The 26,748-nt window shown below is 46.1% G+C and carries 13 protein-coding genes, 10 tRNA genes and 6 rRNA genes; 3 read left to right on the plus strand and 26 right to left on the minus strand.

Annotated elements, in window-relative coordinates; translation table 11 throughout:
* Nucleotides 1-40: 40 nt before the first annotated feature.
* The 12 genes from rpoB to DUN60_RS13465 all read right to left on the minus strand — a co-directional run bounded on the left by rpoB (nt 41) and on the right by DUN60_RS13465 (nt 9,667).
* On the minus strand, nt 41-4,069 hold the full coding sequence (gene rpoB / locus DUN60_RS13410; RefSeq protein ID WP_029222057.1) for a DNA-directed RNA polymerase subunit beta: 4,029 nt from the start codon (nt 4,067-4,069) through the stop codon (nt 41-43).
* Nucleotides 4,070-4,304: 235 nt separating this feature from the next.
* Nucleotides 4,305-4,670 carry a 50S ribosomal protein L7/L12 gene (rplL, locus tag DUN60_RS13415; RefSeq protein WP_054548256.1) on the minus strand — a complete coding sequence of 122 codons (366 nt, stop codon included), beginning with the start codon at nt 4,668-4,670 and terminating at the stop codon, nt 4,305-4,307.
* A 57-nt stretch (nt 4,671-4,727) separates the two neighbouring features.
* A complete protein-coding gene (gene rplJ / locus DUN60_RS13420; RefSeq protein WP_017077558.1) occupies nt 4,728-5,222 on the minus strand; it encodes a 50S ribosomal protein L10 in 495 nt (164 codons plus the stop codon).
* Between the two features lie 243 nt (nt 5,223-5,465).
* Entirely contained in the window at nt 5,466-6,170 is a 705-nt protein-coding gene (gene rplA, locus DUN60_RS13425; RefSeq protein ID WP_017077557.1) for a 50S ribosomal protein L1, read from the minus strand.
* 4 nt (nt 6,171-6,174) lie between these two features.
* Nucleotides 6,175-6,603, minus strand: coding sequence for a 50S ribosomal protein L11 (gene rplK / locus DUN60_RS13430; protein WP_010435555.1), 429 nt, complete (start codon nt 6,601-6,603; stop codon nt 6,175-6,177).
* Between the two features lie 212 nt (nt 6,604-6,815).
* Nucleotides 6,816-7,364, minus strand: a complete 549-nt coding sequence (gene nusG / locus DUN60_RS13435; protein WP_012605006.1) for a transcription termination/antitermination protein NusG — start codon at nt 7,362-7,364, stop codon at nt 6,816-6,818.
* Between the two features lie 13 nt (nt 7,365-7,377).
* Entirely contained in the window at nt 7,378-7,755 is a 378-nt protein-coding gene (gene secE, locus DUN60_RS13440; protein ID WP_017073785.1) for a preprotein translocase subunit SecE, read from the minus strand.
* 223 nt (nt 7,756-7,978) lie between these two features.
* Complete coding sequence (gene tuf, locus DUN60_RS13445; protein WP_012604914.1) at nt 7,979-9,163, minus strand: elongation factor Tu; 1,185 nt, start codon at nt 9,161-9,163, stop codon at nt 7,979-7,981.
* A gap of 95 nt (nt 9,164-9,258) precedes the next feature.
* Nucleotides 9,259-9,334, minus strand: a tRNA-Thr gene (locus DUN60_RS13450).
* 14 nt (nt 9,335-9,348) lie between these two features.
* Nucleotides 9,349-9,423 (minus strand) — tRNA-Gly (locus DUN60_RS13455).
* A 38-nt stretch (nt 9,424-9,461) separates the two neighbouring features.
* Nucleotides 9,462-9,546, minus strand: a tRNA-Tyr gene (locus DUN60_RS13460).
* Between the two features lie 45 nt (nt 9,547-9,591).
* Nucleotides 9,592-9,667, minus strand: a tRNA-Thr gene (locus tag DUN60_RS13465).
* 210 nt (nt 9,668-9,877) lie between these two features.
* Between DUN60_RS13465 and coaA the strand changes: the two genes are divergently transcribed.
* Complete coding sequence (coaA, locus tag DUN60_RS13470; protein WP_065605265.1) at nt 9,878-10,801, plus strand: type I pantothenate kinase; 924 nt, start codon at nt 9,878-9,880, stop codon at nt 10,799-10,801.
* A gap of 7 nt (nt 10,802-10,808) precedes the next feature.
* Here the strand turns inward: coaA and birA are convergent, their stop codons facing one another.
* Both birA and murB read right to left on the minus strand, forming a co-directional pair.
* Complete coding sequence (gene birA / locus DUN60_RS13475) at nt 10,809-11,774, minus strand: bifunctional biotin--[acetyl-CoA-carboxylase] ligase/biotin operon repressor BirA (protein ID WP_114634096.1); 966 nt, start codon at nt 11,772-11,774, stop codon at nt 10,809-10,811.
* The gene (gene murB, locus DUN60_RS13480) at nt 11,771-12,817 is read right to left on the minus strand and encodes a UDP-N-acetylmuramate dehydrogenase (RefSeq protein WP_114634097.1); all 1,047 of its coding nucleotides are present in this window, start codon (nt 12,815-12,817) and stop codon (nt 11,771-11,773) included. The genes birA and murB overlap by 4 nt, the downstream gene beginning before the upstream one ends.
* Nucleotides 12,818-12,883: 66 nt before the next feature.
* Here murB and DUN60_RS13485 point away from each other — a divergent pair, with 66 nt between their 5' ends.
* On the plus strand, nt 12,884-13,315 hold the full coding sequence (locus DUN60_RS13485; protein WP_114634098.1) for a GNAT family N-acetyltransferase: 432 nt from the start codon (nt 12,884-12,886) through the stop codon (nt 13,313-13,315).
* Between the two features lie 91 nt (nt 13,316-13,406).
* Entirely contained in the window at nt 13,407-14,747 is a 1,341-nt protein-coding gene (gene pssA, locus DUN60_RS13490; protein ID WP_114634099.1) for a CDP-diacylglycerol--serine O-phosphatidyltransferase, read from the plus strand.
* 621 nt (nt 14,748-15,368) lie between these two features.
* Here pssA and DUN60_RS13495 read toward each other — a convergent pair.
* The 12 genes from DUN60_RS13495 to DUN60_RS13555 all read right to left on the minus strand — a co-directional run bounded on the left by DUN60_RS13495 (nt 15,369) and on the right by DUN60_RS13555 (nt 26,491).
* Nucleotides 15,369-15,445: transfer RNA gene (locus DUN60_RS13495), tRNA-Asp, on the minus strand.
* Between the two features lie 67 nt (nt 15,446-15,512).
* Nucleotides 15,513-15,628 (minus strand): 5S ribosomal RNA (rrf, locus tag DUN60_RS13500).
* A 95-nt stretch (nt 15,629-15,723) separates the two neighbouring features.
* Nucleotides 15,724-18,616, minus strand: a 23S ribosomal RNA gene (locus DUN60_RS13505).
* A gap of 370 nt (nt 18,617-18,986) precedes the next feature.
* Nucleotides 18,987-19,062 (minus strand) — tRNA-Val (locus tag DUN60_RS13510).
* Between the two features lie 32 nt (nt 19,063-19,094).
* Nucleotides 19,095-19,170 (minus strand) — tRNA-Lys (locus tag DUN60_RS13515).
* Between the two features lie 2 nt (nt 19,171-19,172).
* A tRNA-Glu gene (locus DUN60_RS13520) sits at nt 19,173-19,248 on the minus strand.
* Between the two features lie 90 nt (nt 19,249-19,338).
* A 16S ribosomal RNA gene (locus DUN60_RS13525) occupies nt 19,339-20,893 on the minus strand.
* A gap of 397 nt (nt 20,894-21,290) precedes the next feature.
* Nucleotides 21,291-21,406: ribosomal RNA gene (gene rrf / locus DUN60_RS13530) — 5S ribosomal RNA — on the minus strand.
* A 95-nt stretch (nt 21,407-21,501) separates the two neighbouring features.
* Nucleotides 21,502-24,395, minus strand: a 23S ribosomal RNA gene (locus tag DUN60_RS13535).
* Between the two features lie 300 nt (nt 24,396-24,695).
* A tRNA-Ala gene (locus tag DUN60_RS13545) sits at nt 24,696-24,771 on the minus strand.
* A gap of 21 nt (nt 24,772-24,792) precedes the next feature.
* A tRNA-Ile gene (locus DUN60_RS13550) sits at nt 24,793-24,869 on the minus strand.
* 67 nt (nt 24,870-24,936) lie between these two features.
* Nucleotides 24,937-26,491, minus strand: a 16S ribosomal RNA gene (locus tag DUN60_RS13555).
* The 16S, 23S and 5S rRNA genes sit together here with 6 tRNA genes alongside, the layout of an rRNA operon.
* Nucleotides 26,492-26,748 lie beyond the last annotated feature (257 nt).

Here is a 26,748-nt window from a genome sequence, read left to right on the forward strand (position 1 = left end):
CTTTACCAAGTAATCCAATCTTCTTTATAAAAAAGAAGGATTACTCTTCGTCTTCTAGCTCGATGTTGATACCTAGCGAGCGAATCTCTTTCAACAGTACGTTGAACGACTCTGGCATGCCAGGTTCCATGCTATGGTTGCCATCTACGATGTTCTTATACATCTTAGTACGGCCGTTAACGTCATCCGACTTAACTGTTAGCATTTCTTGTAGAGTATATGCAGCACCGTATGCTTCTAGTGCCCATACTTCCATCTCACCGAAACGCTGACCACCGAACTGAGCTTTACCACCAAGTGGTTGCTGAGTTACTAGGCTGTAAGAACCAGTTGAACGAGCATGCATCTTGTCATCAACCAAGTGGTTCAGTTTCAGCATGTACATGTAACCAACAGTTACAGGACGCTCAAACGAATCACCAGTACGACCATCAAACAGTTTAAGCTGACCAGATTCTGGCAGATCACCCAGTTTAAGTAGTTCTTTGATTAGAGACTCAGAAGCACCGTCGAACACAGGAGTAGCAATCGGTAGACCGCCACGTAGGTTCTTAATCAGTGTACGAACTTGATCATCAGACAGTTCAGCAATATCAACTTTCTGACGAGTATCACCAAGATCATAAACCTTCTGTAGGAACTCACGGAACTTATGCAGTTCTTGTTGTTCCTTAACCATTTGGTTGATCTTGTCACCGATACCTTTCGCAGCCAAACCTAAGTGAACTTCTAGGATCTGACCGATGTTCATACGCGATGGTACACCCAGCGGGTTAAGTACGATGTCTACAGGCTGACCTTTCTCATCGTATGGCATGTCTTCAACAGGGTTAATCTTAGAGATTACACCTTTGTTACCGTGACGACCGGCCATCTTATCACCAGGCTGGATACGACGTTTAACCGCTAGGTAAACTTTAACAATCTTAAGAACGCCAGGCGCTAGATCATCACCTTGAGTGATTTTACGACGCTTAGTTTCAAACTTCTTATCGAAGTCTGCTTTTAGCTCATCCCACTGCTCAGCAAGTTGCTCAAGCTGTGTTTGTAGCGCATCGTCTTCTAGAACTTGCTCTAGCCATTGCTTACGACCGATAGTATCAAGCTTAGCTTCAGAGTAACCACCAGACAGAAGTACAGCTTTAACACGGTTAAGAAGACCACCCTCAAGAATTTGGAACTCTTCAGTTAGATCTTTCTTAGCTTCTTTAAGCTGCATCTGTTCGATTTCAAGTGCACGTTTGTCTTTCTCTACGCCATCGCGAGTGAAGACTTGTACATCGATGATAGTACCCGAAACAGAGTTTGGTACACGTAGAGAAGTATCTTTAACATCAGATGCTTTCTCACCGAAGATAGCACGTAATAGCTTCTCTTCAGGAGTCAGTTGAGTTTCACCTTTAGGGGTTACTTTACCAACTAGGATGTCGCCACCCTTAACTTCAGCACCAATGTAAACGATACCTGACTCGTCTAGTTTAGACAGAGCAGACTCACCTACGTTTGGAATATCAGCTGTGATCTCTTCAGAACCCAGCTTAGTATCACGAGCCACACAAGATAGTTCTTGAATGTGGATTGTCGTGAAACGGTCTTCTTGAACTACGCGCTCAGATACTAAGATCGAGTCTTCGAAGTTGTAGCCGTTCCAAGGCATGAATGCGATACGCATGTTTTGGCCAAGAGCAAGTTCACCAAGGTCAGTTGAAGGACCATCAGCAAGAACATCACCGCGTGCAACTGGTTCACCAGGAAGTACAGTTGGACGTTGGTTAATACATGTGTTTTGGTTCGAACGCGTGTACTTAGTTAGGTTGTAGATATCGATACCAGCTTCGCCAGGTACCAATTCATCTTCGTTAACCTTAACTACGATACGAGAAGCGTCTACAGACTGAACTTGACCACCACGTTTAGCAACCGCTGTAACACCAGAGTCAACTGCGATGTTACGTTCAATACCAGTACCTACTAGAGGCTTATCAGCTCTAAGTGTTGGTACCGCTTGACGTTGCATGTTGGCACCCATCAATGCACGGTTCGCATCATCGTGTTCTAGGAACGGGATAAGCGAAGCAGCGATAGATACTACTTGGTTTGTCGCAACGTCCATGTAGTCAACGTGCTCGCGTGGGTGAAGACCAGATTCACCTTTTTGACGAGCTGTGATTAGCTCATCTGCAAACGTACCTTCTTCTGTAAGAATAGTGTTTGCTTGCGCGATTACGAATTGACCTTCCTGGATTGCAGACAGGTAATCAACTTCTTCTGTTACTACACCATCTACTACACGACGGTACGGAGTTTCTAGGAAACCGTAATCGTTACAACGTGCAAACGCAGATAGCGAGTTAATTAGACCGATGTTTGGACCTTCAGGCGTTTCGATCGGACATAGACGACCGTAGTGAGTTACGTGAACGTCACGTACTTCGAAGCCTGCGCGCTCACGAGTAAGACCACCAGGACCTAAAGCAGAGATACGACGTTTGTGCGTAACTTCTGACAATGGGTTGTTTTGGTCCATAAACTGTGAAAGCTGTGAAGAGCCAAAGAATTCTTTAACTGCAGCAGAGATCGGCTTAGCGTTGATAAGATCTTGAGGCATGATTGCATCAAGGTCACCAAGGCTTAGGCGCTCTTTAACGGCACGTTCTACACGAACTAGACCAACACGGAATTGGTTTTCTGCCATTTCACCTACAGAACGGATACGACGGTTGCCAAGGTGGTCGATATCGTCCACTTCACCAATACCGTTACGGATGCCGATCAGTTTCTTCATCACTTCGATGATGTCTGATTCATCCAGAGTACCGCGCTCTTCTTCTTCTTCACGCTCGATAGAGCTGTTGAATTTCATACGGCCTACAGTTGATAGGTCGTAACGATCTTCAGAGAAGAATAGGCTTTCGAACAATGATTCTGCAGCTTCTTTCGTTGGTGGCTCGCCAGGGCGCATCATGCGGTAGATTTCTACCAATGCAGAGATGCGATCTACTGTGCTATCCGCACGTAGAGTGTCTGACATGAATGGACCATGGTCTAGGTCATTCGTGAACAGCACTTCTAGAGTCTTGTGACCTGCTTGAGACAGGTTAGCAAGTGCTTCTAGGCTAATCTCTTGGTTTGCGCCAACGATGATCTCGCCAGTTGCTTCGTTGATGTAATCTTTCGCAGCAATCTTTTCAACGATGTACTCTACTGGTACTTCGATGTGCTCAACGCCATCTTTTTCAAGTTGACGGATATGGCGAGCAGTAACACGACGACCAGTCTCAACGTAAGTTTTACCGTTTGATTCGATGTCGAATGACGCAGTTTCACCACGTAGACGATCAGGAACCAACTCCATAAGTAGAGTTTGGTCTTTAACTTCGAAGTTCACCTTGTCGAAGAACAGATCTAGGATCTCTTCAGTCGATTTACCAAGTGCACGAAGAATAATCGATGCAGGTAGCTTACGACGACGGTCGATACGTACGAATAAGTTATCCTTAGGATCGAACTCAAAGTCTAACCATGAGCCACGGTAAGGAATTACACGTGCGTTATAAAGAACTTTACCTGATGAGTGGGTCTTACCCTTATCACTGTCGAAGAACACGCCTGGGCTTCGGTGCAGCTGGGATACGATAACCCTCTCGGTACCATTAATTACGAAAGTACCATTGTCTGTCATAAGCGGAATTTCGCCCATGTAGACTTCTTGCTCTTTAATGTCTTTTACAGTGCCTGCTGGTGCGTCTCGATCAAAGATAACTAGACGTAGTTTTACGCGTAGTGGCTTTGAGTAAGTTACACCGCGGATTTGACATTCTTTAACGTCAAAAACTGGCTCACCAAGACGGTAGCTAACGTATTGCAGCTCAGAATTGCCGTTGTAGCTCTGAATTGGAAATACAGAACGGAAAGCAGCTTCAAGACCGTATTGACCTTCTGGATCCTGTTCGATGAATTTATCGAAAGAATCAAGCTGGATCGATAACAGGTATGGAATGTCCAAAACTTGTGGACGAGTACCAAAATCCTTACGGATGCGCTTTTTCTCGGTATAAGAGTAAACCATGGGGTTCCTCAGCTCGCTGATAAGTGACCCAAACCACCCAAAACACTCTTCAGAGGGGGCGGTGACAAACAGCTGTTTACTGTAGTTGAACAATCATTTCGAAAAAATGACTGTTTTTTTGCTCGGATTATGACGGTTAAACAGCGGGAAATTCGTCATAGCCCTACAGCGCAAAAAGGCCGGTGGTTAATAAACCACCAGCCAATAGCCTTGCGGCTAGGAAATTAAGTAATAATTACTTGATTTCAACAGAAGCGCCAACTTCTTCTAGCTGTGCTTTAAGAGCTTCAGCTTCAGCTTTGTCAACGCCTTCTTTAAGCGCTGCAGGAGCTGAGTCTACAAGACCTTTAGCTTCTTTAAGACCTAGGCCAGTTGCGCCACGTACAGCTTTGATAACTTGTACTTTGTTAGCGCCAGCAGCAGTAAGGATAACGTCGAATTCAGTTTGCTCAGCAGCAGCTTCAGCAGAAGCACCACCAGCTACAACTGCAGCAGCAGCAGTAACACCGAATTTTTCTTCCATAGCTTCGATAAGCTCAACAACTTGCATTACAGACATTTCTGCAACTGCGTCTAGGATTTGCTCGTTAGTAATAGACATAACAATTCTCTTTTAAGTCAACAATAAGTTTAAATAGCAACCAGTGAAAAGCAAGGCTTATGCCGCAGCTTCTTCTTTTTGGTCGCGAACAGCAGCGATAGTACGAACCAGCTTGCCAGCAGAAGCTTCTTTCATGCACATCATTAGGCGTGCGATAGCTTCGTCGTAAGTTGGTAGTGTCGCTAGTACATCAGCATCAGTAACTGCGCCTTCAAATGCAGCAGCTTTGATCTCGAATGTTTTGTTCTCTTTAGCGAAGTCTTTGAAAAGACGCGCTGCAGCACCAGGGTGCTCGTTAGAGAACGCAAGTAGGCTAGGACCAGTAAATGTGTCTTGTAGACACTCATACTCAGTACCTTCTACTGCACGGCGTGCTAGTGTGTTACGAACAACTCTCATGTAAACACCCGCTTCGCGAGCTTGTTTACGTAGAGAAGTCATCGCGCCAACAGTAACGCCACGAGAGTCAGCTACAACTGCAGAAAGTGCACCACTGGCTGCTTCGTTGACTTCAGCAACAATTGCTTTTTTGTCTTGAAGATTTAAAGCCATTTGGATTAACCTCTGGTTGTGATTACAGCACTCAATATAAAATACATTGAGCGTTTACGATGTTATTCAAAAATGAATAAATTCATTTCAAACGACAACATCGCCTACGTAGGTTTTATTAAGCTTCACCTTAAAAGGTTCAGCGCCTACGGTCTTGGGATAGACAGTTATGAATTGCTTCAAAAACCACCCAACCACAAATATTAGGCGCAGAAGTATACACTAAATCTGCGCCAAAGCAAATTAGTTTGCTTGAGTGTCAAGACTAGCTTGATCAACAGTAACACCAGCACCCATCGTAGTAGAGATGCTTACTTTCTTCAGGAAAGTACCTTTCGCTGAAGAAGGCTTAGCTTTCTTAAGAGCCACTAGAAGTGCTTCTAAGTTCTCTTGAAGCTGGTTAGCTTCGAAAGACGCTTTGCCGATAGTAGTGTGGATGATACCGTTCTTGTCGTTACGGTAACGAACCTGACCAGCTTTAGCGTTCTTAACCGCTTCAGCAACGTTAGGAGTTACAGTACCAACTTTAGGGTTTGGCATTAGACCGCGTGGACCTAGGATTGTACCTAGTTGACCAACAACGCGCATTGCATCAGGAGAAGCAACAACAACGTCAAAGTCCATTACGCCTTTTTTCACTTGCTCAGCAAGATCTTCCATACCAACGATATCTGCGCCAGCTGCTTTAGCTGCTTCTGCGTTTGCACCTTGAGTGAACACAGCAACGCGGATTTCACGGCCAGTACCGTGAGGTAGCACAGTTGCGCCACGTACGTTTTGGTCAGATTTACGAGCATCGATGCCTAGGTTAACAGCAACATCTACAGACTCAACGAATTTAGCAGTCGCTAGTTCTTTAAGAAGAGCAACAGCTTCGTTGATTTCGTATTCTTTAGTTACTTCAACTTTGTCGCGGATTACGCGCATACGCTTAGTAAGTTTTGCCATGATCTTATCCCTCTACCACTAGGCCCATTGAACGAGCAGTACCAGCAATAGAACGCTTCATTGCTTCGATGTCAGCACCAGTCATATCAGCAGCTTTAGTTTCTGCGATTTCCTGAACTTGAGCGTCAGTTACAGTACCAACTTTCTCAGTGTTTGGACGACCTGAACCAGACTTAACGCCAGCAGCTTTCTTAAGAAGAACAGCAGCAGGTGGAGTCTTAGTTACGAACGTGAAAGAACGGTCGTTGTAAACAGTAATAACTACTGGAGTAGGTAGACCTTTCTCAACAGATTCTGTTTTTGCGTTGAACGCTTTACAGAATTCCATGATGTTCACGCCGTGTTGACCTAGAGCAGGACCAACAGGTGGACTTGGGTTTGCCATACCAGCTGCAACTTGCAGTTTGATATAAGCTTCAACTTTCTTAGCCATGATATTTCCTAATTTTTGGGTACATGCGCTAGCCCTAAGGCAAGCTCCCCTTAATTTCAATTAACTCTTTCTTACTTCGATAGAAGCAAAAAGGCGCGAAATTATAATCATAATTCGCGCCTTTAACAACCCTAAAAAGGTGGTTTTTTATACTCTTTTATTTTGAACAACTTATGAAGCATTTATCCACAGCTTGTTCAAAAGTTAGAGTTTTAGTCTAGCTTTTCAACTTGACCAAATTCAAGCTCAACCGGTGTTGCACGACCAAAGATCGATACAGATACCTTAATGCGGCTTTTCTCGTAATCTACTTCTTCAACTGTACCGTTGAAATCAGCAAACGGACCATCGTTCACACGAACCACTTCACCCGCTTCGAACATTGTCTTAGGACGTGGAGACTCGCTCGCTTTCTCTAGACGGTTCAAGATAGCATCAGCTTCTTTGTCAGTGATTGGTGCAGGACGATCAGAGGTACCACCAATGAAGCCCATAACACGAGGGATACTGCGCACTAAGTGCCATGATTCATCATTCATGATCATTTGCACTAATACGTAGCCAGGGAAGAACTTACGTTCGCTTTTACGGCGTTGACCTGCACGCATTTCCACTACTTCTTCAGTAGGTACTAAAACGTCACCAAAGAACTCTTCCATGTCGTGCATTTTAATATGTTCGCGTAGCGATTGAGATACACGACCTTCATAGCCAGAAAAGGCTTGAACTACATACCAACGTTTTTTTGGAGCTTCACTCATGAATCAGAACCCTCTACACCCCAGTCGCTAGAGAAACTAAACGGACCATAATGCCGTCAATTCCCCAAAGCACTAGAGACATAACAATACATACAGCTAAAACGATCAATGTAGTTTGCATAGTTTCTTGGCGAGTAGGCCAAACAACTTTACGAATCTCCATACGAGATTCTTTTGCAAAATCGATCGCAGCTTTACCTTTAACTGTTGTTGCTGCAACGCCTAGTGCGGCAGCAATCAGCACAACTACACCTGCAGCGCGAATTACAACAGACAATTCACCATACAGGTAATTACCCACAACAGCAGCAGCCAACAGTACAAAAGCGACTACCCACTTCATTGTATCTGCTGCACCTGAGCTATCAGGAGTTTCAGCGTTTGCTTTCATAAAACCAACCTGTGATAAGTCTTAAATATAGACGACAATAACCCCGCTGTTGCAGGGCACATTCCTTTGCGTTGCAAAACAACACATCTAACAGTCATTTTAGTCAAAAAGACCGTTTAATTCTTTGCTAAGAGCTAAAATTGATGCCAAAACATCCAACTCTTTTTTCAGCGAAGAAAAAGGGCATCAAATGATGCCCTTTTTACTAGTGGTTCGTCAAATCTTATGCAAAGATTTTAGCTACAACACCAGCACCAACTGTACGGCCACCTTCGCGGATTGCGAAACGTAGACCTTCGTCCATTGCGATTGGAGCGATTAGCTCAACAGTCATTTGAACGTTGTCACCTGGCATTACCATTTCTACGCCTTCTGGTAGAGTGATATCGCCTGTTACGTCAGTTGTACGGAAGTAGAACTGTGGACGGTAACCCTTGAAGAAAGGAGTGTGACGGCCGCCTTCGTCTTTAGAAAGTACGTATACTTCAGACTCAAACTTAGTGTGTGGGTTGATTGAACCTTTAGCAGAAAGTACTTGGCCACGTTCAACGTCATCACGCTTAGTACCACGTAGAAGTGCACCAACGTTCTCACCTGCACGACCTTCGTCAAGCAGTTTACGGAACATTTCAACACCAGTACAAGTAGTAAGAGTAGTTTCTTTGATACCAACGATTTCTACTTCGTCACCTACACGTAGGATACCGCGCTCGATACGACCAGTAACTACTGTACCACGACCTTGGATTGAGAATACATCTTCAATAGGAAGTAGGAACGGTAGATCAACAGCACGCTCTGGAAGTGGAATGTAAGAATCTAGTGCTTCTGCAAGCTCAACAATCTTGTCTTCCCACTGCTTTTCGCCGTTTAGAGCGCCAAGTGCAGAACCTTGAATTACTGGAAGGTCGTCTCCTGGGTACTCGTACTCAGAAAGAAGTTCACGTACTTCCATTTCTACTAGCTCAAGTAGCTCTTCGTCATCAACCATGTCACATTTGTTCATGAATACGATGATGTAAGGGATACCAACTTGACGACCAAGTAGGATGTGCTCACGTGTTTGTGGCATAGGGCCATCTGTAGCAGCAACAACTAGGATACCGCCGTCCATTTGAGCAGCACCAGTGATCATGTTTTTAACATAATCGGCGTGTCCAGGACAGTCTACGTGTGCGTAGTGACGTTCAGGAGTATCGTACTCAACGTGAGAAGTTGCGATTGTGATACCGCGCTCGCGCTCTTCTGGAGCGTTATCGATAGATGCGAAATCTTTAGCAACACCGCCGTACACTTTTGCAAGTGTAGTACAGATAGCAGCAGTTAGAGTTGTTTTACCGTGGTCAACGTGGCCGATAGTACCAACGTTTACGTGCGGTTTCGTACGTTCAAATTTTTCTTTAGACATGGGGTGTCCCTCTAGGTACGGATTAGGTGGCTTAAAATAAGACCACGCAACCAAAAAAAATGGTTTTTTTATTAAAAGGAGAAGAAGCTTTAGACTGGTGCTAATACCCAGAGTCGAACTGGGGACCTCACCCTTACCAAGGGTGCGCTCTACCGACTGAGCTATATCAGCACACAAAAATGAGTTGGAGCGTGCAGCGGGAATCGAACCCGCATCATCAGCTTGGAAGGCTGAGGTAATAGCCATTATACGATGCACGCAACACGTAACTCTTTTGAGCTATTTAACCTTTAGAATATGGTGGAGGGAGACGGATTCGAACCATCGAAGGCAGTGCCGGCAGATTTACAGTCTGCTCCCTTTGGCCACTCGGGAACCCCTCCAAATTTTGATCTTTCTCTCGCTCTCTATAAATAGAGGGGAGAAAGTGGTGCCGACTACCGGAGTCGAACTGGTGACCTACTGATTACAAGTCAGTTGCTCTACCTACTGAGCTAAGTCGGCACAAGTGGGGCGCATTTTATTGAATGATTTTCCACCTTGCAATAGTAAATTGCAAAAAAGTGAAAAATTCTCTTATCAAATTCATATATACGGTTATTTAGCTCAAGGTTTCTGCCTTTAATCCGCATCTAGTAAAGGAAGATATTTAATTTATCTATCTCTTGATGTATTTTCCATGCACTTGTTTTGTTATCCACTATAGAGTTTTGTATGAGCCCATTTATGTCATTTGACCGCGCGCAGTGGTCTGAACTAAGGAATTTAGTTCCAATGACACTTTCTGAGAGCGATTTGAAAGAGCTTCAAGGCATCAATGAAAAGCTGACAATGGAAGAAGCAGTAGAGATTTATCTACCGCTATCGCGCCTATTGAACCTCTATGTGGCCGCTCGACAAAATAGAAACTCAGTGCTCCATCAATTTCTGGATAAGAAAGAAACTGCGCCACCATTCATCATTGGTATTGCTGGCAGTGTAGCAGTAGGGAAAAGTACAACAGCTCGTCTATTGAAAGCTTTGCTATCTCGTTGGGAAAACCACCCTAAAGTTGAACTGGTTACGACAGATGGCTTCTTATATCCAAATGAAATATTGGAAGAAAAAGGATTAATGAGTAAGAAAGGGTTCCCTGAGTCCTATGATATCAAAGCGCTAGTCAATTTTGTTTCAGACGTAAAGGCATGTAAGCGTAATGTGACTGCACCTGTGTACTCTCATCTCACCTACAACATTACCAAGGAAGTAAAAGAGGTCGACTTACCCGATGTGCTCATTATTGAAGGGCTCAACGTTTTACAAAGCGGTATGAATTACCCACATGAGCCTCATAGAGTCTTCATTTCAGACTTCCTCGACTTCTCATTGTATGTCGATGCTGAAAGCGCTCAAATTCAACAATGGTATGTAAATCGTTTTATGAAGTTTCGTGAAGGTGCCTTCGCTAAACCTGGTTCATATTTCGGGCACTACACTAAATTATCAGATCTTGCCGCTAAGGAAAAAGCAGAAGGTATTTGGCAATCAATCAATGGTTTAAACCTAGAGCAGAATATCCTTCCGACCAGAGAAAGGGCTCACCTGATTTTACGCAAAGGCACAGATCATATGGTTGAGGAAGTGTTACTAAGAAAATAATAACCTCTTAGTCCCCTTTTCTTAGGGATATCTCTCCACCGATATAGCTCTCAACACCGTTCTCAGTTTTAAGCAGCACGGCACCTTGTTCATCGATACCCTGTACAACACCTTCAATTTCTCTAGGTCCAATAATCAACCTTACGTTGCGACCTAAGAAATTATCTAAGCGGTTCCACCGTTCGACAAAATTAGACATTCCTTTCAGCTCATAGTCGGTAAGTGACTTGTCCCAAGCATTGATCAGAGCCTGTGCTAACTGGTTACGGTCGGGCACTTTTCCATCACAGGCCTCTTTGAGAGACGTCCACGGCTGACCAATACCTGATGTTGTCGGGTCCATGGACAGGTTTAGTCCCAAACCAATAACAATATGAGCAGCGCCACCAGACTGTCCTGACAACTCGACTAAAATACCCGCGAGTTTCTTGTCATTATGGTAAAGATCATTCGGCCATTTCAGTTTAACACCTTCAACACCCATCTCTTCCAAGGCTTCAACAACAGCAACGCCAACGACAAGGCTTAACCCCATAGCGGCAGCCATGCCTGCATCAAGCCTCCAATACATTGAAAGGTAAAGATTTGCACCAAATGGCGATACCCACTCTCTTCCACGACGTCCACGACCTGCAGCTTGATATTCAGCAATACAGACCGACCCCGATTCGAGGGTATTAGTACGCTCTAACAGGTGTTGGTTTGTTGAACCTATGATTGGAATGAGTTCAAGAGAAGCATCACGACTCACAGCAGACAATTTTTCTTGGTCAAGCATATCTAAACGACTGGCTAGCTTATAACCTTTGCCTTGTACTCGATAGATATCTAACCCCCACTCTTGGATACCTTTAATGTGCTTACTGATAGCCGCTCGTGATACACCGATCATTTCACCTAAGTCTTCACCAGAATGAAACTCACCATCAGCAAGACATTTTAGCAATGTAAGCTTGGTGCTGTGTTCTCTCATACCATCGCCTCCAAGGCCTTGTCTAAGTTTGTCTCACTGTCTTGACCCATGAAGCGAACTTCGTGTTCCAATGATATGTCGAACTTGTCTAGGACAGCTTGACGTACTCGTGCCGCAAGTCTGAGGATGTCCGTAGCAGACGCTTCATCATAATTGATGATAACTAATGCTTGATTTGGGTGAACTTGAGCACCGCCTTCTGTCACGCCTTTGAACTGGCATTGATCAATCAGCCAGCCTGCAGCTACTTTGATCATGCTATTACTCTCATAGCCGACAATGTTGGGATATAGAGCTAACAAGCGATCAAAATGATCTTTGGTGATCACAGGATTTTTGAAGAAGCTACCCGCATTGCCTTGGACTCTAGGATCTGGCAACTTACTTGAACGGATAGCGCATACTTCATCAAATATAGTACGAGGAGAGAGAGCCTCAGCCGGTAGGCTTTTTAACGGACCATAGTGATTACATGGATTCCACTCTTTAGGTAGGGTCAAACCAATCGCAACAACAATCGCTTTGCCATAGAGAGCGTGTTTAAAAATAGAATCTCGGTAGCCAAAGAGACATTCCTCTTTGCTTAACCGCTTAACTGTATAAGTATCCAGATACAGAATATCAACATATTCGCATACGTCTTGCAGTTCAACACCATACGCACCAATATTCTGAATCGGAGCAGAACCTGAACAACCAGGGATCATTGCGAGGTTTTCTAGACCACCCAGACCTTTATCAACACTCCACTCAACCAAGCTTGGCCAATCCTCACCACCACTCACATGCAGAAGGTGATGACGGTCCGTCTCGGTCAGCTCAATCCCAGCTAATTTATTCACAATGATCAAACCAGCGAAATGCTTGGTAAAAAGCATATTGCTGCCCTTACCCAGAATTAACTTAGGTGAAGTTGACCATTTAGGATTCCTATAAACCGAAATCAGTTCGTCGATCGTAGTTACTTCAACCAACGCATCACAGGTCTGATCGATAGAAAAAGTATGAACATTTTTTAAACTAGCATTGAGATGGAATTGCATGGCGATATTCAATTAACTTACACTGCCATCATTCTACAGCAGATAAACCAATGGCGCAGTGACTGAATGAACAATGTCATCATTACTCAATTAGACCCAATAAAGGTTCCCCTAGTTAAACGTTTCTATAAGGAACATTATCCAACGGGAAAAGCGAACAAGAGTGAACTGATCTATTCGTTATTACTAGATAACGAGCTTTGTGGTGTCGTGCGTTTTCGCACCATTGAAGATAATCGCTTACTTACTGGTATGGCGATATCAAAACAACATCGTGGTAAGCAATTAGGCTCTCTGCTTATGGACTATTGTGTGAAACATACGCTAACAGCAAGCGATTATTGCTTTGCTTATGCTCATCTCACCAACTTTTACTCTCGACACAAGTTCATGCAAGTAGACCCGACAGATCTTCCTAATGGCCTAAGAGTTTTGTACGAGCGCTATTCGAATAGCGGAAAAGATCTCATTCCTATGCATTATCAGCAAAATTGTTAGAGAATGCCTCGATTATCTAGTATTTGATGCTATCCCTTTGGTAAAATTAAAGGTTCGCAATTTTGCATATTTTTAAGGTAAAACAGTCAATATGATTGCCAGTAGGAATCCATTCATACAGTTGCCAACCATAGCGCAGAATCCTGACAAGTTTGAAGTACTACTATCAGCGCAAGAGTTTAGAGCTCGCTTACTTGATGAGATATCTCGCGCAACAACTCGTATTAGTTTAGTCGCTTTGTATCTTGAAGATGATGAGGCTGGCCGTGAGATCCTAACTGCCTTATATGAAGCAAAGCAAAAGAATCCAGAATTAGATGTGAGTGTGTGTGTCGATTGGCACAGAGCTCAACGTGGATTGATTGGCGCGGAGTCTTCTGAAGGCAATGCAGCCATGTATAAAGAATTTGCGGAAAAATATCAGCACTCTGTACCTGTTTATGGCATTCCAGTTCGCGGCAAAGAAGTCTTTGGCGTATTGCACTTAAAAGGCTTTATCGTCGATGACAGCGTGATATACAGCGGTGCAAGCCTTAACAATATCTATTTAAGTTATCATGATCGTTACCGTTTCGATCGCTACCATGTTTTAAACAACACAACACTTGCTGACTCAATGTTCTCCTATGTCCAAGAACAAATGATCTCAGACATCGCTGTTTATGATCTGGCTGATAAGAACAAACCGCTAACTCAAGAGTTAAAGCCAGCAATCCGTCAATTCAGAGCATCGTTAGCACGCTCTCAATACAAGTTCGACTCTCAAGATGTCTCCGCAGAACAAGTGGCCGTAACTCCTTTAGTTGGTATAGGTAAGAGACGTAACCGCCTAAATCAGGGAATTAACCAACTGGTTGCTCAAGCTAAAGATGAAATTTTCATTTGTACGCCATATTTCAATTTTCCGCCTAGCCTAGCGAAAGAAGTGAAGAGAGCACTTAAGCGTGGCGTAAAGGTCACGATTGTTGTCGGCGATAAGACAGCCAATGACTTCTTTATCTCACCAGAGGAAGAGTTTAAAACGATTGGTGGCTTGCCTTACTTATACGAATTGAACCTGCGTCGATTTGCGAAGGCAAATGAAGCGAATATAGCAAGTCGTAACCTGTCTATCCGACTTTGGCAACACGATTCCAACAGCTTCCATTTGAAGGGCATTTGGGTTGATAAACGCTACATGCTACTCACAGGTAATAACCTAAACCCACGCGCATGGAAGTTGGACTTAGAAAATGGCATATTCATCCAAGATAACTATCATCATCTAACGGATAAATTCCAAGCTGAGGTTGATAATATTGTTCAACACACACAGCTAATCTGCACTTATAAGCAATTGGACAAGATTGAGAGCTATCCGATGGAGGTTCAGAAGTTGATTCGTAAGATCACTCGTGTCAAAGCCGATAGAGTCCTTAAACAAATATTGTAGTCGATGTATTAGAAACATTATTTATCAACGCCTAGCAAACGCTAGGCGTTTTTGTATCTGCGAGATAAGTTTGTTTGTTGTAATTTCGCTATTTACTCAAGACTAATGCCAACGCCTAAATCTCAAAGTATCTACCTTTCTAATCAGCCTAATAATTAAGGCTATCAGATACAAATAACAACCAAGTAAGATACCAACTCAATCGACAATTACTTTCTGTATCCTAATCGCCACTCCTTACAGCGAGGAACTAGCATGATAGTCCTCACTTGTACTCAGATTAGTCTAATTTGATGCTCAATTTTCTTTAAAGGCAGTAGCAAAAAGAGTTAGAAGTAATCATCTCAATTCATCAGGTTTAAATGTAAAACAGCACGAGCCTCCCACTATCTAGAGAGATACCTCATAGGTAGTGATAAGGATCTGCGGCCAAACTCCAAAACACATACGTCAGAAACGACGAAAGCCTAGTCGTCAGACTAGGCTTTCTAATAAGTAGCGGAATGGACGGGATTGTGGGCTTCAGGCAAACCCTTTGTGGGACTCTTCGGACGAAGGGCAAAACACTTTTCTTGAGATGTAAAAAAGCCCTGCTATTTCTAGCAGGGCTTTTCTAATAAGTGGCGGAGTGGACGGGACTCGAACCCGCGACCCCCGGCGTGACAGGCCGGTATTCTAACCAACTGAACTACCACTCCGCAGTGGTCAACTCACTAAGTGAGCGTCCATATCTCCAGGTCGGTCAACCTAAAGATTTAATTTAAAGCCTGGCGATGTCCTACTCTCACATGGGGAAACCCCACACTACCATCGGCGCTATTGTGTTTCACTTCTGAGTTCGGCATGGAATCAGGTGGGTCCACAATGCTATGGTCGCCAAGCAAATTTTAAAATTCGGAAAGCTTATCTAAAAGTTATTTCTCTTCAAACGCATTCAAGGTCTGTCTTTGAGTCCACAAAACCCCTTGGGTGTTGTATGGTTAAGCCTCACGGGCAATTAGTACAGGTTAGCTCAATGCCTCGCAGCACTTACACACCCTGCCTATCAACGTCGTAGTCTACGACAACCCTTTAGGACACTTATAGTGCCAGGGAAAACTCATCTCAAGGCTCGCTTCCCGCTTAGATGCTTTCAGCGGTTATCGATTCCGAACTTAGCTACCGGGCAATGCCATTGGCATGACAACCCGAACACCAGAGGTTCGTCCACTCCGGTCCTCTCGTACTAGGAGCAGCCCCTTTCAATTTTCCAACGCCCACGGCAGATAGGGACCGAACTGTCTCACGACGTTCTAAACCCAGCTCGCGTACCACTTTAAATGGCGAACAGCCATACCCTTGGGACCGACTTCAGCCCCAGGATGTGATGAGCCGACATCGAGGTGCCAAACACCGCCGTCGATATGAACTCTTGGGCGGTATCAGCCTGTTATCCCCGGAGTACCTTTTATCCGTTGAGCGATGGCCCTTCCATTCAGAACCACCGGATCACTATGACCTGCTTTCGCACCTGCTCGAATTGTCATTCTCGCAGTCAAGCGGGCTTATGCCATTGCACTAACCACACGATGTCCAACCGTGTTTAGCCCACCTTCGTGCTCCTCCGTTACTCTTTGGGAGGAGACCGCCCCAGTCAAACTACCCACCAGGCACTGTCCGTAATCCCGATTCAGGGACCAACGTTAGAACATCAAAACTACAAGGGTGGTATTTCAAGGACGACTCCATCACATCTAGCGACGCAATTTCATAGTCTCCCACCTATCCTACACATGTAGGTTCAATGTTCAGTGCCAAGCTGTAGTAAAGGTTCACGGGGTCTTTCCGTCTAGCCGCGGGTACACTGCATCTTCACAGCGATTTCAATTTCACTGAGTCTCGGGTGGAGACAGCGTGGCCATCATTACGCCATTCGTGCAGGTCGGAACTTACCCGACAAGGAATTTCGCTACCTTAGGACCGTTATAGTTACGGCCGCCGTTTACCGGGGCTTCGATCAAGAGCTTCGACCGAAGTCTAACCCCATCAATTAACCTTCCGGCACCGGGCAGGCGTCACACCGTATACGTCATCTTACGATTTTGCACAGTGCTGTGTTTTTAATAAACAGTTGCAGCCACCTGGTATCTGCGACTCTCGTCTGCTCCATCCGCAAGGGACTTCACTGATAAGAGCGTACCTTCTCCCGAAGTTACGGTACCATTTTGCCTAGTTCCTTCACCCGAGTTCTCTCAAGCGCCTTGGTATTCTCTACCCGACCACCTGTGTCGGTTTGGGGTACGATTCCTTACAATCTGAAGCTTAGAGGCTTTTCCTGGAAGCATGGCATCAATGACTTCACTACCGTAGTAGCTCGACATCGTATCTCAGCGTTAAGAAAGTCCGGATTTACCTAAACTTTCCGCCTACATACTTGAACCTGGACAACCGTCGCCAGGCCCACCTAGCCTTCTCCGTCCCCCCATCGCAATTGTAAGAAGTACGGGAATATTAACCCGTTTCCCATCGACTACGCCTTTCGGCCTCGCCTTAGGAGTCGACTTACCCTGCCCCGATTAACGTTGGACAGGAACCCTTGGTCTTCCGGCGAGGGAGTTTTTCACTCCCTTTATCGTTACTCATGTCAGCATTCGCACTTCTGATACCTCCAGCAGCCCTTACAGACCACCTTCAACGGCTTACAGAACGCTCCCCTACCCCACATACCCTAAGGTACGTAGCCGCAGCTTCGGTGTATAGCTTAGCCCCGTTACATCTTCCGCGCAGGCCGACTCGACCAGTGAGCTATTACGCTTTCTTTAAATGATGGCTGCTTCTAAGCCAACATCCTGGCTGTCTGAGCCTTCCCACATCGTTTCCCACTTAGCTATACTTTGGGACCTTAGCTGGCGGTCTGGGTTGTTTCCCTCTCCACGACGGACGTTAGCACCCGCCGTGTGTCTCCCGGATAGTACTTACTGGTATTCGGAGTTTGCAAAGGGTTGGTAAGTCGGGATGACCCCCTAGCCTTAACAGTGCTCTACCCCCAGTAGTATTCGTCCGAGGCGCTACCTAAATAGCTTTCGGGGAGAACCAGCTATCTCCAGGTTTGATTGGCCTTTCACCCCTAGCCACAAGTCATCCGCTAATTTTTCAACATTAGTCGGTTCGGTCCTCCAGTTGATGTTACTCAACCTTCAACCTGCCCATGGCTAGATCACCTGGTTTCGGGTCTAATCCTAGCAACTGTACGCCCAGTTAAGACTCGGTTTCCCTACGGCTCCCCTAAACGGTTAACCTTGCTACTAAAATTAAGTCGCTGACCCATTATACAAAAGGTACGCAGTCACACCACGAAGGTGCTCCTACTGCTTGTACGTACACGGTTTCAGGTTCTATTTCACTCCCCTCACAGGGGTTCTTTTCGCCTTTCCCTCACGGTACTGGTTCACTATCGGTCAGTCAGTAGTATTTAGCCTTGGAGGATGGTCCCCCCATATTCAGACAGGATATCACGTGTCCCGCCCTACTCGTTTTCACTGATTATGAGATGTCGACTACGGGGCTATCACCCTTTACTGCGGCACTTTCCAGAGCCTTCGTCTGTCTCATTAAAAGCTTAAGGGCTAATCCAATTTCGCTCGCCGCTACTTTCGGAATCTCGGTTGATTTCTCTTCCTCGGGGTACTTAGATGTTTCAGTTCCCCCGGTTTGCCTCCTGTTGCTATGTATTCACAACAGGATACTTGCTTATGCAAGTGGGTTTCCCCATTCAGGAATCCCAGACTCAAAAGGTTATTACTACCTAATCTGGGCTTATCGCAAGTTATTACGCCTTTCATCGCCTCTGACTGCCAAGGCATCCACCGTGTACGCTTAGTCACTTAACCATACAACCCGAAAGGGTCTTAGTGTATGGCAACTAACCAAGGTTTTTGGTTGTCATCAAGAAGGGTTAATTCTCAATGACTGTTTGCCGGACTCAATTGTGAATCAATGTAAACATTGATTCGAATACAAGACACTTGAATGTGTTTGTTGTGTTTATCTAATGAAAGATAAACATTGAGAACTTTTAAATTTGATTGAATTACTCGTAAGTAATCAAATCAGTCAGCTTTCCAAATTGTTAAAGAGCATGAGACTTTAAGAACCAGTGTTCTAAAATTCACATTTTCTAAAGACTCTCAGGGTCAAACATACCAACCAGCGACAAAAGAAGTGGTTTGGACATTTTAATAACCAAGAATATTTAGAGAATGGTGGGCGATACCGGGCTCGAACCAGTGACCCCCTGCTTGTAAGGCAGGTGCTCTCCCAACTGAGCTAATCGCCCACGATAGTTTTAATTCCTTCGCGGAGAAAGAATGGTGGGTCGTGCAGGATTCGAACCTGCGACCAATTGATTAAAAGTCAACTGCTCTACCAACTGAGCTAACGACCCAATGGTATCCCGTAGGGGAGTCGAACCCCTGTTACCGCCGTGAAAGGGCGGTGTCCTAGGCCTCTAGACGAACGGGACACTGGATATTGAAGAACTTGGGAGTTCTTCGTCTCTTTACTTTTCTAAACCTAATCAATCTGTGTGGACACTCATCGTGGTATCTTCGTATAAGGAGGTGATCCAGCCCCAGGTTCCCCTAGGGCTACCTTGTTACGACTTCACCCCAGTCATGAACCACAAAGTGGTGAGCGTCCTCCCCGAAAGGTTAAACTACCCACTTCTTTTGCAGCCCACTCCCATGGTGTGACGGGCGGTGTGTACAAGGCCCGGGAACGTATTCACCGTGACATTCTGATTCACGATTACTAGCGATTCCGACTTCATGGAGTCGAGTTGCAGACTCCAATCCGGACTACGACGCACTTTTTGGGATTCGCTCACTATCGCTAGCTTGCTGCCCTCTGTATGCGCCATTGTAGCACGTGTGTAGCCCTACTCGTAAGGGCCATGATGACTTGACGTCGTCCCCACCTTCCTCCGGTTTATCACCGGCAGTCTCCCTGGAGTTCCCGACATTACTCGCTGGCAAACAAGGATAAGGGTTGCGCTCGTTGCGGGACTTAACCCAACATTTCACAACACGAGCTGACGACAGCCATGCAGCACCTGTCTCAGAGCTCCCGAAGGCACACCTGCGTCTCCGCTGGCTTCTCTGGATGTCAAGAGTAGGTAAGGTTCTTCGCGTTGCATCGAATTAAACCACATGCTCCACCGCTTGTGCGGGCCCCCGTCAATTCATTTGAGTTTTAATCTTGCGACCGTACTCCCCAGGCGGTCTACTTAACGCGTTAGCTCCGAAAGCCACGGCTCAAGGCCACAACCTCCAAGTAGACATCGTTTACGGCGTGGACTACCAGGGTATCTAATCCTGTTTGCTCCCCACGCTTTCGCATCTGAGTGTCAGTGTCTGTCCAGGGGGCCGCCTTCGCCACTGGTATTCCTTCAGATCTCTACGCATTTCACCGCTACACCTGAAATTCTACCCCCCTCTACAGCACTCTAGTTCACCAGTTTCAAATGCAGTTCCGAGGTTGAGCCCCGGGCTTTCACATCTGACTTAATGAACCACCTGCATGCGCTTTACGCCCAGTAATTCCGATTAACGCTCGCACCCTCCGTATTACCGCGGCTGCTGGCACGGAGTTAGCCGGTGCTTCTTCTGTTGCTAACGTCAAGATATGCAGCTATTAACTACACACCCTTCCTCACAACTGAAAGTACTTTACAACCCGAAGGCCTTCTTCATACACGCGGCATGGCTGCATCAGGCTTTCGCCCATTGTGCAATATTCCCCACTGCTGCCTCCCGTAGGAGTCTGGACCGTGTCTCAGTTCCAGTGTGGCTGATCATCCTCTCAGACCAGCTAGGGATCGTCGCCTTGGTGAGCCATTACCTCACCAACTAGCTAATCCCACCTAGGCATATCTTGACGCGAGAGGCCCGAAGGTCCCCCTCTTTGGCCCGTAGGCATTATGCGGTATTAGCCATCGTTTCCAATGGTTATCCCCCACATCAAGGCAATTTCCTAGGCATTACTCACCCGTCCGCCGCTCGACGCCCATTAACGCACCCGAAGGATTGTTAGTGTCGTTTCCGCTCGACTTGCATGTGTTAGGCCTGCCGCCAGCGTTCAATCTGAGCCATGATCAAACTCTTCAATTTAAGATTTTGTGACTCAACGAATACTGACTTCAAAACTAATATTCATGTAAACATGAACATGTAATTCTAAAGCTATTACCATTCCAACAGAATGGTAATGAATTGACTGTGCCAAAATTAAGTAAACTTAACTTTGTATTGGTCACTCAGTTCATTGAAATCAAGTTTGTTACCGAAGTAACTGTTTTATCCAAAGGATAAAACGTTTTGATATTCATCAACGAGTGCCCACACAGATTGATAGGTTTAAATTGTTAAAGAGCTTTGCTTTCAGTGCCTTAGCACGTAAGCAGGACGCGTATAATACGCTTTCCACTTTGAAAGTCAACATAAAACTCTAAGAAAACTTAGAACTCTATGGTGACTTGTCTATTAAATAGACAAAGTCGAAATTAAAGCCTGGCGATGTCCTACTCTCACATGGGGAAACCCCACACTACCATCGGCGCTATTGTGTTTCACTTCTGAGTTCGGCATGGAATCAGGTGGGTCCACAATGCTATGGTCGCCAAGCAAATTTTAAAATTCGGAAAGCTTATCTAAAAGTTATTTCTCTTCAAACGCATTCAAGGTCTGTCTTTGAGTCCACAAAACCCCTTGGGTGTTGTATGGTTAAGCCTCACGGGCAATTAGTACAGGTTAGCTCAATGCCTCGCAGCACTTACACACCCTGCCTATCAACGTCGTAGTCTACGACAACCCTTTAGGACACTTATAGTGCCAGGGAAAACTCATCTCAAGGCTCGCTTCCCGCTTAGATGCTTTCAGCGGTTATCGATTCCGAACTTAGCTACCGGGCAATGCCATTGGCATGACAACCCGAACACCAGAGGTTCGTCCACTCCGGTCCTCTCGTACTAGGAGCAGCCCCTTTCAATTTTCCAACGCCCACGGCAGATAGGGACCGAACTGTCTCACGACGTTCTAAACCCAGCTCGCGTACCACTTTAAATGGCGAACAGCCATACCCTTGGGACCGACTTCAGCCCCAGGATGTGATGAGCCGACATCGAGGTGCCAAACACCGCCGTCGATATGAACTCTTGGGCGGTATCAGCCTGTTATCCCCGGAGTACCTTTTATCCGTTGAGCGATGGCCCTTCCATTCAGAACCACCGGATCACTATGACCTGCTTTCGCACCTGCTCGAATTGTCATTCTCGCAGTCAAGCGGGCTTATGCCATTGCACTAACCACACGATGTCCAACCGTGTTTAGCCCACCTTCGTGCTCCTCCGTTACTCTTTGGGAGGAGACCGCCCCAGTCAAACTACCCACCAGGCACTGTCCGTAATCCCGATTCAGGGACCAACGTTAGAACATCAAAACTACAAGGGTGGTATTTCAAGGACGACTCCACCACATCTAGCGACGCGGTTTCATAGTCTCCCACCTATCCTACACATGTAGGTTCAATGTTCAGTGCCAAGCTGTAGTAAAGGTTCACGGGGTCTTTCCGTCTAGCCGCGGGTACACTGCATCTTCACAGCGATTTCAATTTCACTGAGTCTCGGGTGGAGACAGCGTGGCCATCATTACGCCATTCGTGCAGGTCGGAACTTACCCGACAAGGAATTTCGCTACCTTAGGACCGTTATAGTTACGGCCGCCGTTTACCGGGGCTTCGATCAAGAGCTTCGACCGAAGTCTAACCCCATCAATTAACCTTCCGGCACCGGGCAGGCGTCACACCGTATACGTCATCTTACGATTTTGCACAGTGCTGTGTTTTTAATAAACAGTTGCAGCCACCTGGTATCTGCGACTCTCGTCTGCTCCATCCGCAAGGGACTTCACTGATAAGAGCGTACCTTCTCCCGAAGTTACGGTACCATTTTGCCTAGTTCCTTCACCCGAGTTCTCTCAAGCGCCTTGGTATTCTCTACCCGACCACCTGTGTCGGTTTGGGGTACGATTCCTTACAATCTGAAGCTTAGAGGCTTTTCCTGGAAGCATGGCATCAATGACTTCACTACCGTAGTAGCTCGACATCGTATCTCAGCGTTAATGAAAGTCCGGATTTACCTAAACTTTCCGCCTACATACTTGAACCTGGACAACCGTCGCCAGGCCCACCTAGCCTTCTCCGTCCCCCCATCGCAATTGTAAGAAGTACGGGAATATTAACCCGTTTCCCATCGACTACGCCTTTCGGCCTCGCCTTAGGAGTCGACTTACCCTGCCCCGATTAACGTTGGACAGGAACCCTTGGTCTTCCGGCGAGGGAGTTTTTCACTCCCTTTATCGTTACTCATGTCAGCATTCGCACTTCTGATACCTCCAGCATGCCTTACAGCACACCTTCAACGGCTTACAGAACGCTCCCCTACCCCACATACCCTAAGGTACGTAGCCGCAGCTTCGGTGTATAGCTTAGCCCCGTTACATCTTCCGCGCAGGCCGACTCGACCAGTGAGCTATTACGCTTTCTTTAAATGATGGCTGCTTCTAAGCCAACATCCTGGCTGTCTGAGCCTTCCCACATCGTTTCCCACTTAGCTATACTTTGGGACCTTAGCTGGCGGTCTGGGTTGTTTCCCTCTCCACGACGGACGTTAGCACCCGCCGTGTGTCTCCCGGATAGTACTTACTGGTATTCGGAGTTTGCAAAGGGTTGGTAAGTCGGGATGACCCCCTAGCCTTAACAGTGCTCTACCCCCAGTAGTATTCGTCCGAGGCGCTACCTAAATAGCTTTCGGGGAGAACCAGCTATCTCCAGGTTTGATTGGCCTTTCACCCCTAGCCACAAGTCATCCGCTAATTTTTCAACATTAGTCGGTTCGGTCCTCCAGTTGATGTTACTCAACCTTCAACCTGCCCATGGCTAGATCACCTGGTTTCGGGTCTAATCCTAGCAACTGTACGCCCAGTTAAGACTCGGTTTCCCTACGGCTCCCCTAAACGGTTAACCTTGCTACTAAAATTAAGTCGCTGACCCATTATACAAAAGGTACGCAGTCACACCACGAAGGTGCTCCTACTGCTTGTACGTACACGGTTTCAGGTTCTATTTCACTCCCCTCACAGGGGTTCTTTTCGCCTTTCCCTCACGGTACTGGTTCACTATCGGTCAGTCAGTAGTATTTAGCCTTGGAGGATGGTCCCCCCATATTCAGACAGGATATCACGTGTCCCGCCCTACTCGTTTTCACTGATTATGATGTGTCGGTTACGGGGCTATCACCCTTTATTGCGAGACTTTCCAGACTCTTCACCTGCATCATTAAAAGCTTAAGGGCTAATCCAATTTCGCTCGCCGCTACTTTCGGAATCTCGGTTGATTTCTCTTCCTCGGGGTACTTAGATGTTTCAGTTCCCCCGGTTTGCCTCCTGTTGCTATGTATTCACAACAGGATACTTGCTTATGCAAGTGGGTTTCCCCATTCAGGAATCCCAGACTCAAAAGGTTATTACTACCTAATCTGGGCTTATCGCAAGTTATTACGCCTTTCATCGCCTCTGACTGCCAAGGCATCCACCGTGTACGCTTAGTCACTTAACCATACAACCCGAAAGGGTCTTAGCGTATGGCAACTAACCAAGGTTTTTGGTTGTCATCAAGAAGGGTTAATTCTTGATAACTGTTTGCCGGACTCAATTGTGAATCAAACTTTAGTTTGATTCGAATACAAGACACTTGAATGTGTTTGTTGTGTTTATCTAATGAAAGATAAACATTGAGAACTTTTAAATTTGATTGAATTACTCGTAAGTAATCAATCAGTCAGCTTTCCAAATTGTTAAAGAGCTAGATTTCTTTCGAAACCATTTTTAAATATTTTCAGATAAAAACACTTAAAGATGGTGGAGCTATGCGGGATCGAACCGCAGACCTCCTGCGTGCAAGGCAGGCGCTCTCCCAGCTGAGCTATAGCCCCATCTTTGTATCTAGTCGATATTGGTGGGTCTGAGTGGACTCGAACCACCGACCTCCCGCTTATCAGGCGAGCGCTCTAACCAGCTGAGCTACAGACCCAATATCGTCTCTTTTACTTTCTAAACCTAATCAATCTGTGTGGACACTCATCGTGACTATCTTCGTATAAGGAGGTGATCCAGCCCCAGGTTCCCCTAGGGCTACCTTGTTACGACTTCACCCCAGTCATGAACCACAAAGTGGTGAGCGTCCTCCCCGAAAGGTTAAACTACCCACTTCTTTTGCAGCCCACTCCCATGGTGTGACGGGCGGTGTGTACAAGGCCCGGGAACGTATTCACCGTGACATTCTGATTCACGATTACTAGCGATTCCGACTTCATGGAGTCGAGTTGCAGACTCCAATCCGGACTACGACGCACTTTTTGGGATTCGCTCACTATCGCTAGCTTGCTGCCCTCTGTATGCGCCATTGTAGCACGTGTGTAGCCCTACTCGTAAGGGCCATGATGACTTGACGTCGTCCCCACCTTCCTCCGGTTTATCACCGGCAGTCTCCCTGGAGTTCCCGACATTACTCGCTGGCAAACAAGGATAAGGGTTGCGCTCGTTGCGGGACTTAACCCAACATTTCACAACACGAGCTGACGACAGCCATGCAGCACCTGTCTCAGAGCTCCCGAAGGCACACCTGCGTCTCCGCTGGCTTCTCTGGATGTCAAGAGTAGGTAAGGTTCTTCGCGTTGCATCGAATTAAACCACATGCTCCACCGCTTGTGCGGGCCCCCGTCAATTCATTTGAGTTTTAATCTTGCGACCGTACTCCCCAGGCGGTCTACTTAACGCGTTAGCTCCGAAAGCCACGGCTCAAGGCCACAACCTCCAAGTAGACATCGTTTACGGCGTGGACTACCAGGGTATCTAATCCTGTTTGCTCCCCACGCTTTCGCATCTGAGTGTCAGTGTCTGTCCAGGGGGCCGCCTTCGCCACTGGTATTCCTTCAGATCTCTACGCATTTCACCGCTACACCTGAAATTCTACCCCCCTCTACAGCACTCTAGTTCACCAGTTTCAAATGCAGTTCCGAGGTTGAGCCCCGGGCTTTCACATCTGACTTAATGAACCACCTGCATGCGCTTTACGCCCAGTAATTCCGATTAACGCTCGCACCCTCCGTATTACCGCGGCTGCTGGCACGGAGTTAGCCGGTGCTTCTTCTGTTGCTAACGTCAAGATATGCAGCTATTAACTACACACCCTTCCTCACAACTGAAAGTACTTTACAACCCGAAGGCCTTCTTCATACACGCGGCATGGCTGCATCAGGCTTTCGCCCATTGTGCAATATTCCCCACTGCTGCCTCCCGTAGGAGTCTGGACCGTGTCTCAGTTCCAGTGTGGCTGATCATCCTCTCAGACCAGCTAGGGATCGTCGCCTTGGTGAGCCATTACCTCACCAACTAGCTAATCCCACCTAGGCATATCTTGACGCGAGAGGCCCGAAGGTCCCCCTCTTTGGCCCGTAGGCATTATGCGGTATTAGCCATCGTTTCCAATGGTTATCCCCCACATCAAGGCAATTTCCTAGGCATTACTCACCCGTCCGCCGCTCGACGCCCATTAACGCACCCGAAGGATTGTTAGTGTCGTTTCCGCTCGACTTGCATGTGTTAGGCCTGCCGCCAGCGTTCAATCTGAGCCATGATCAAACTCTTCAATTTAAGATTTTGTGACTCAACGAATACTGACTTCAAAACTAATATTCATGTAAACATGAACATGTAATTCTAAAGCTATTACCATTCCAACAGAATGGTAATGAATTGACTGTGCCAAAATTAAGTAAACTTAACTTTGTATTGGTCACTCAGTTCATTGAAATCAAGTTTGTTACCGAAGTAACTGTTTTATCCAAAGGATAAAACGTTTTGATATTCATCAACGAGTGCCCACACAGATTGATAGGTTTAAATTGTTA

Origin of the sequence: Vibrio splendidus (genome assembly GCF_003345295.1) — a bacterium.
GTDB lineage: Bacteria > Pseudomonadota > Gammaproteobacteria > Enterobacterales > Vibrionaceae > Vibrio > Vibrio splendidus_K.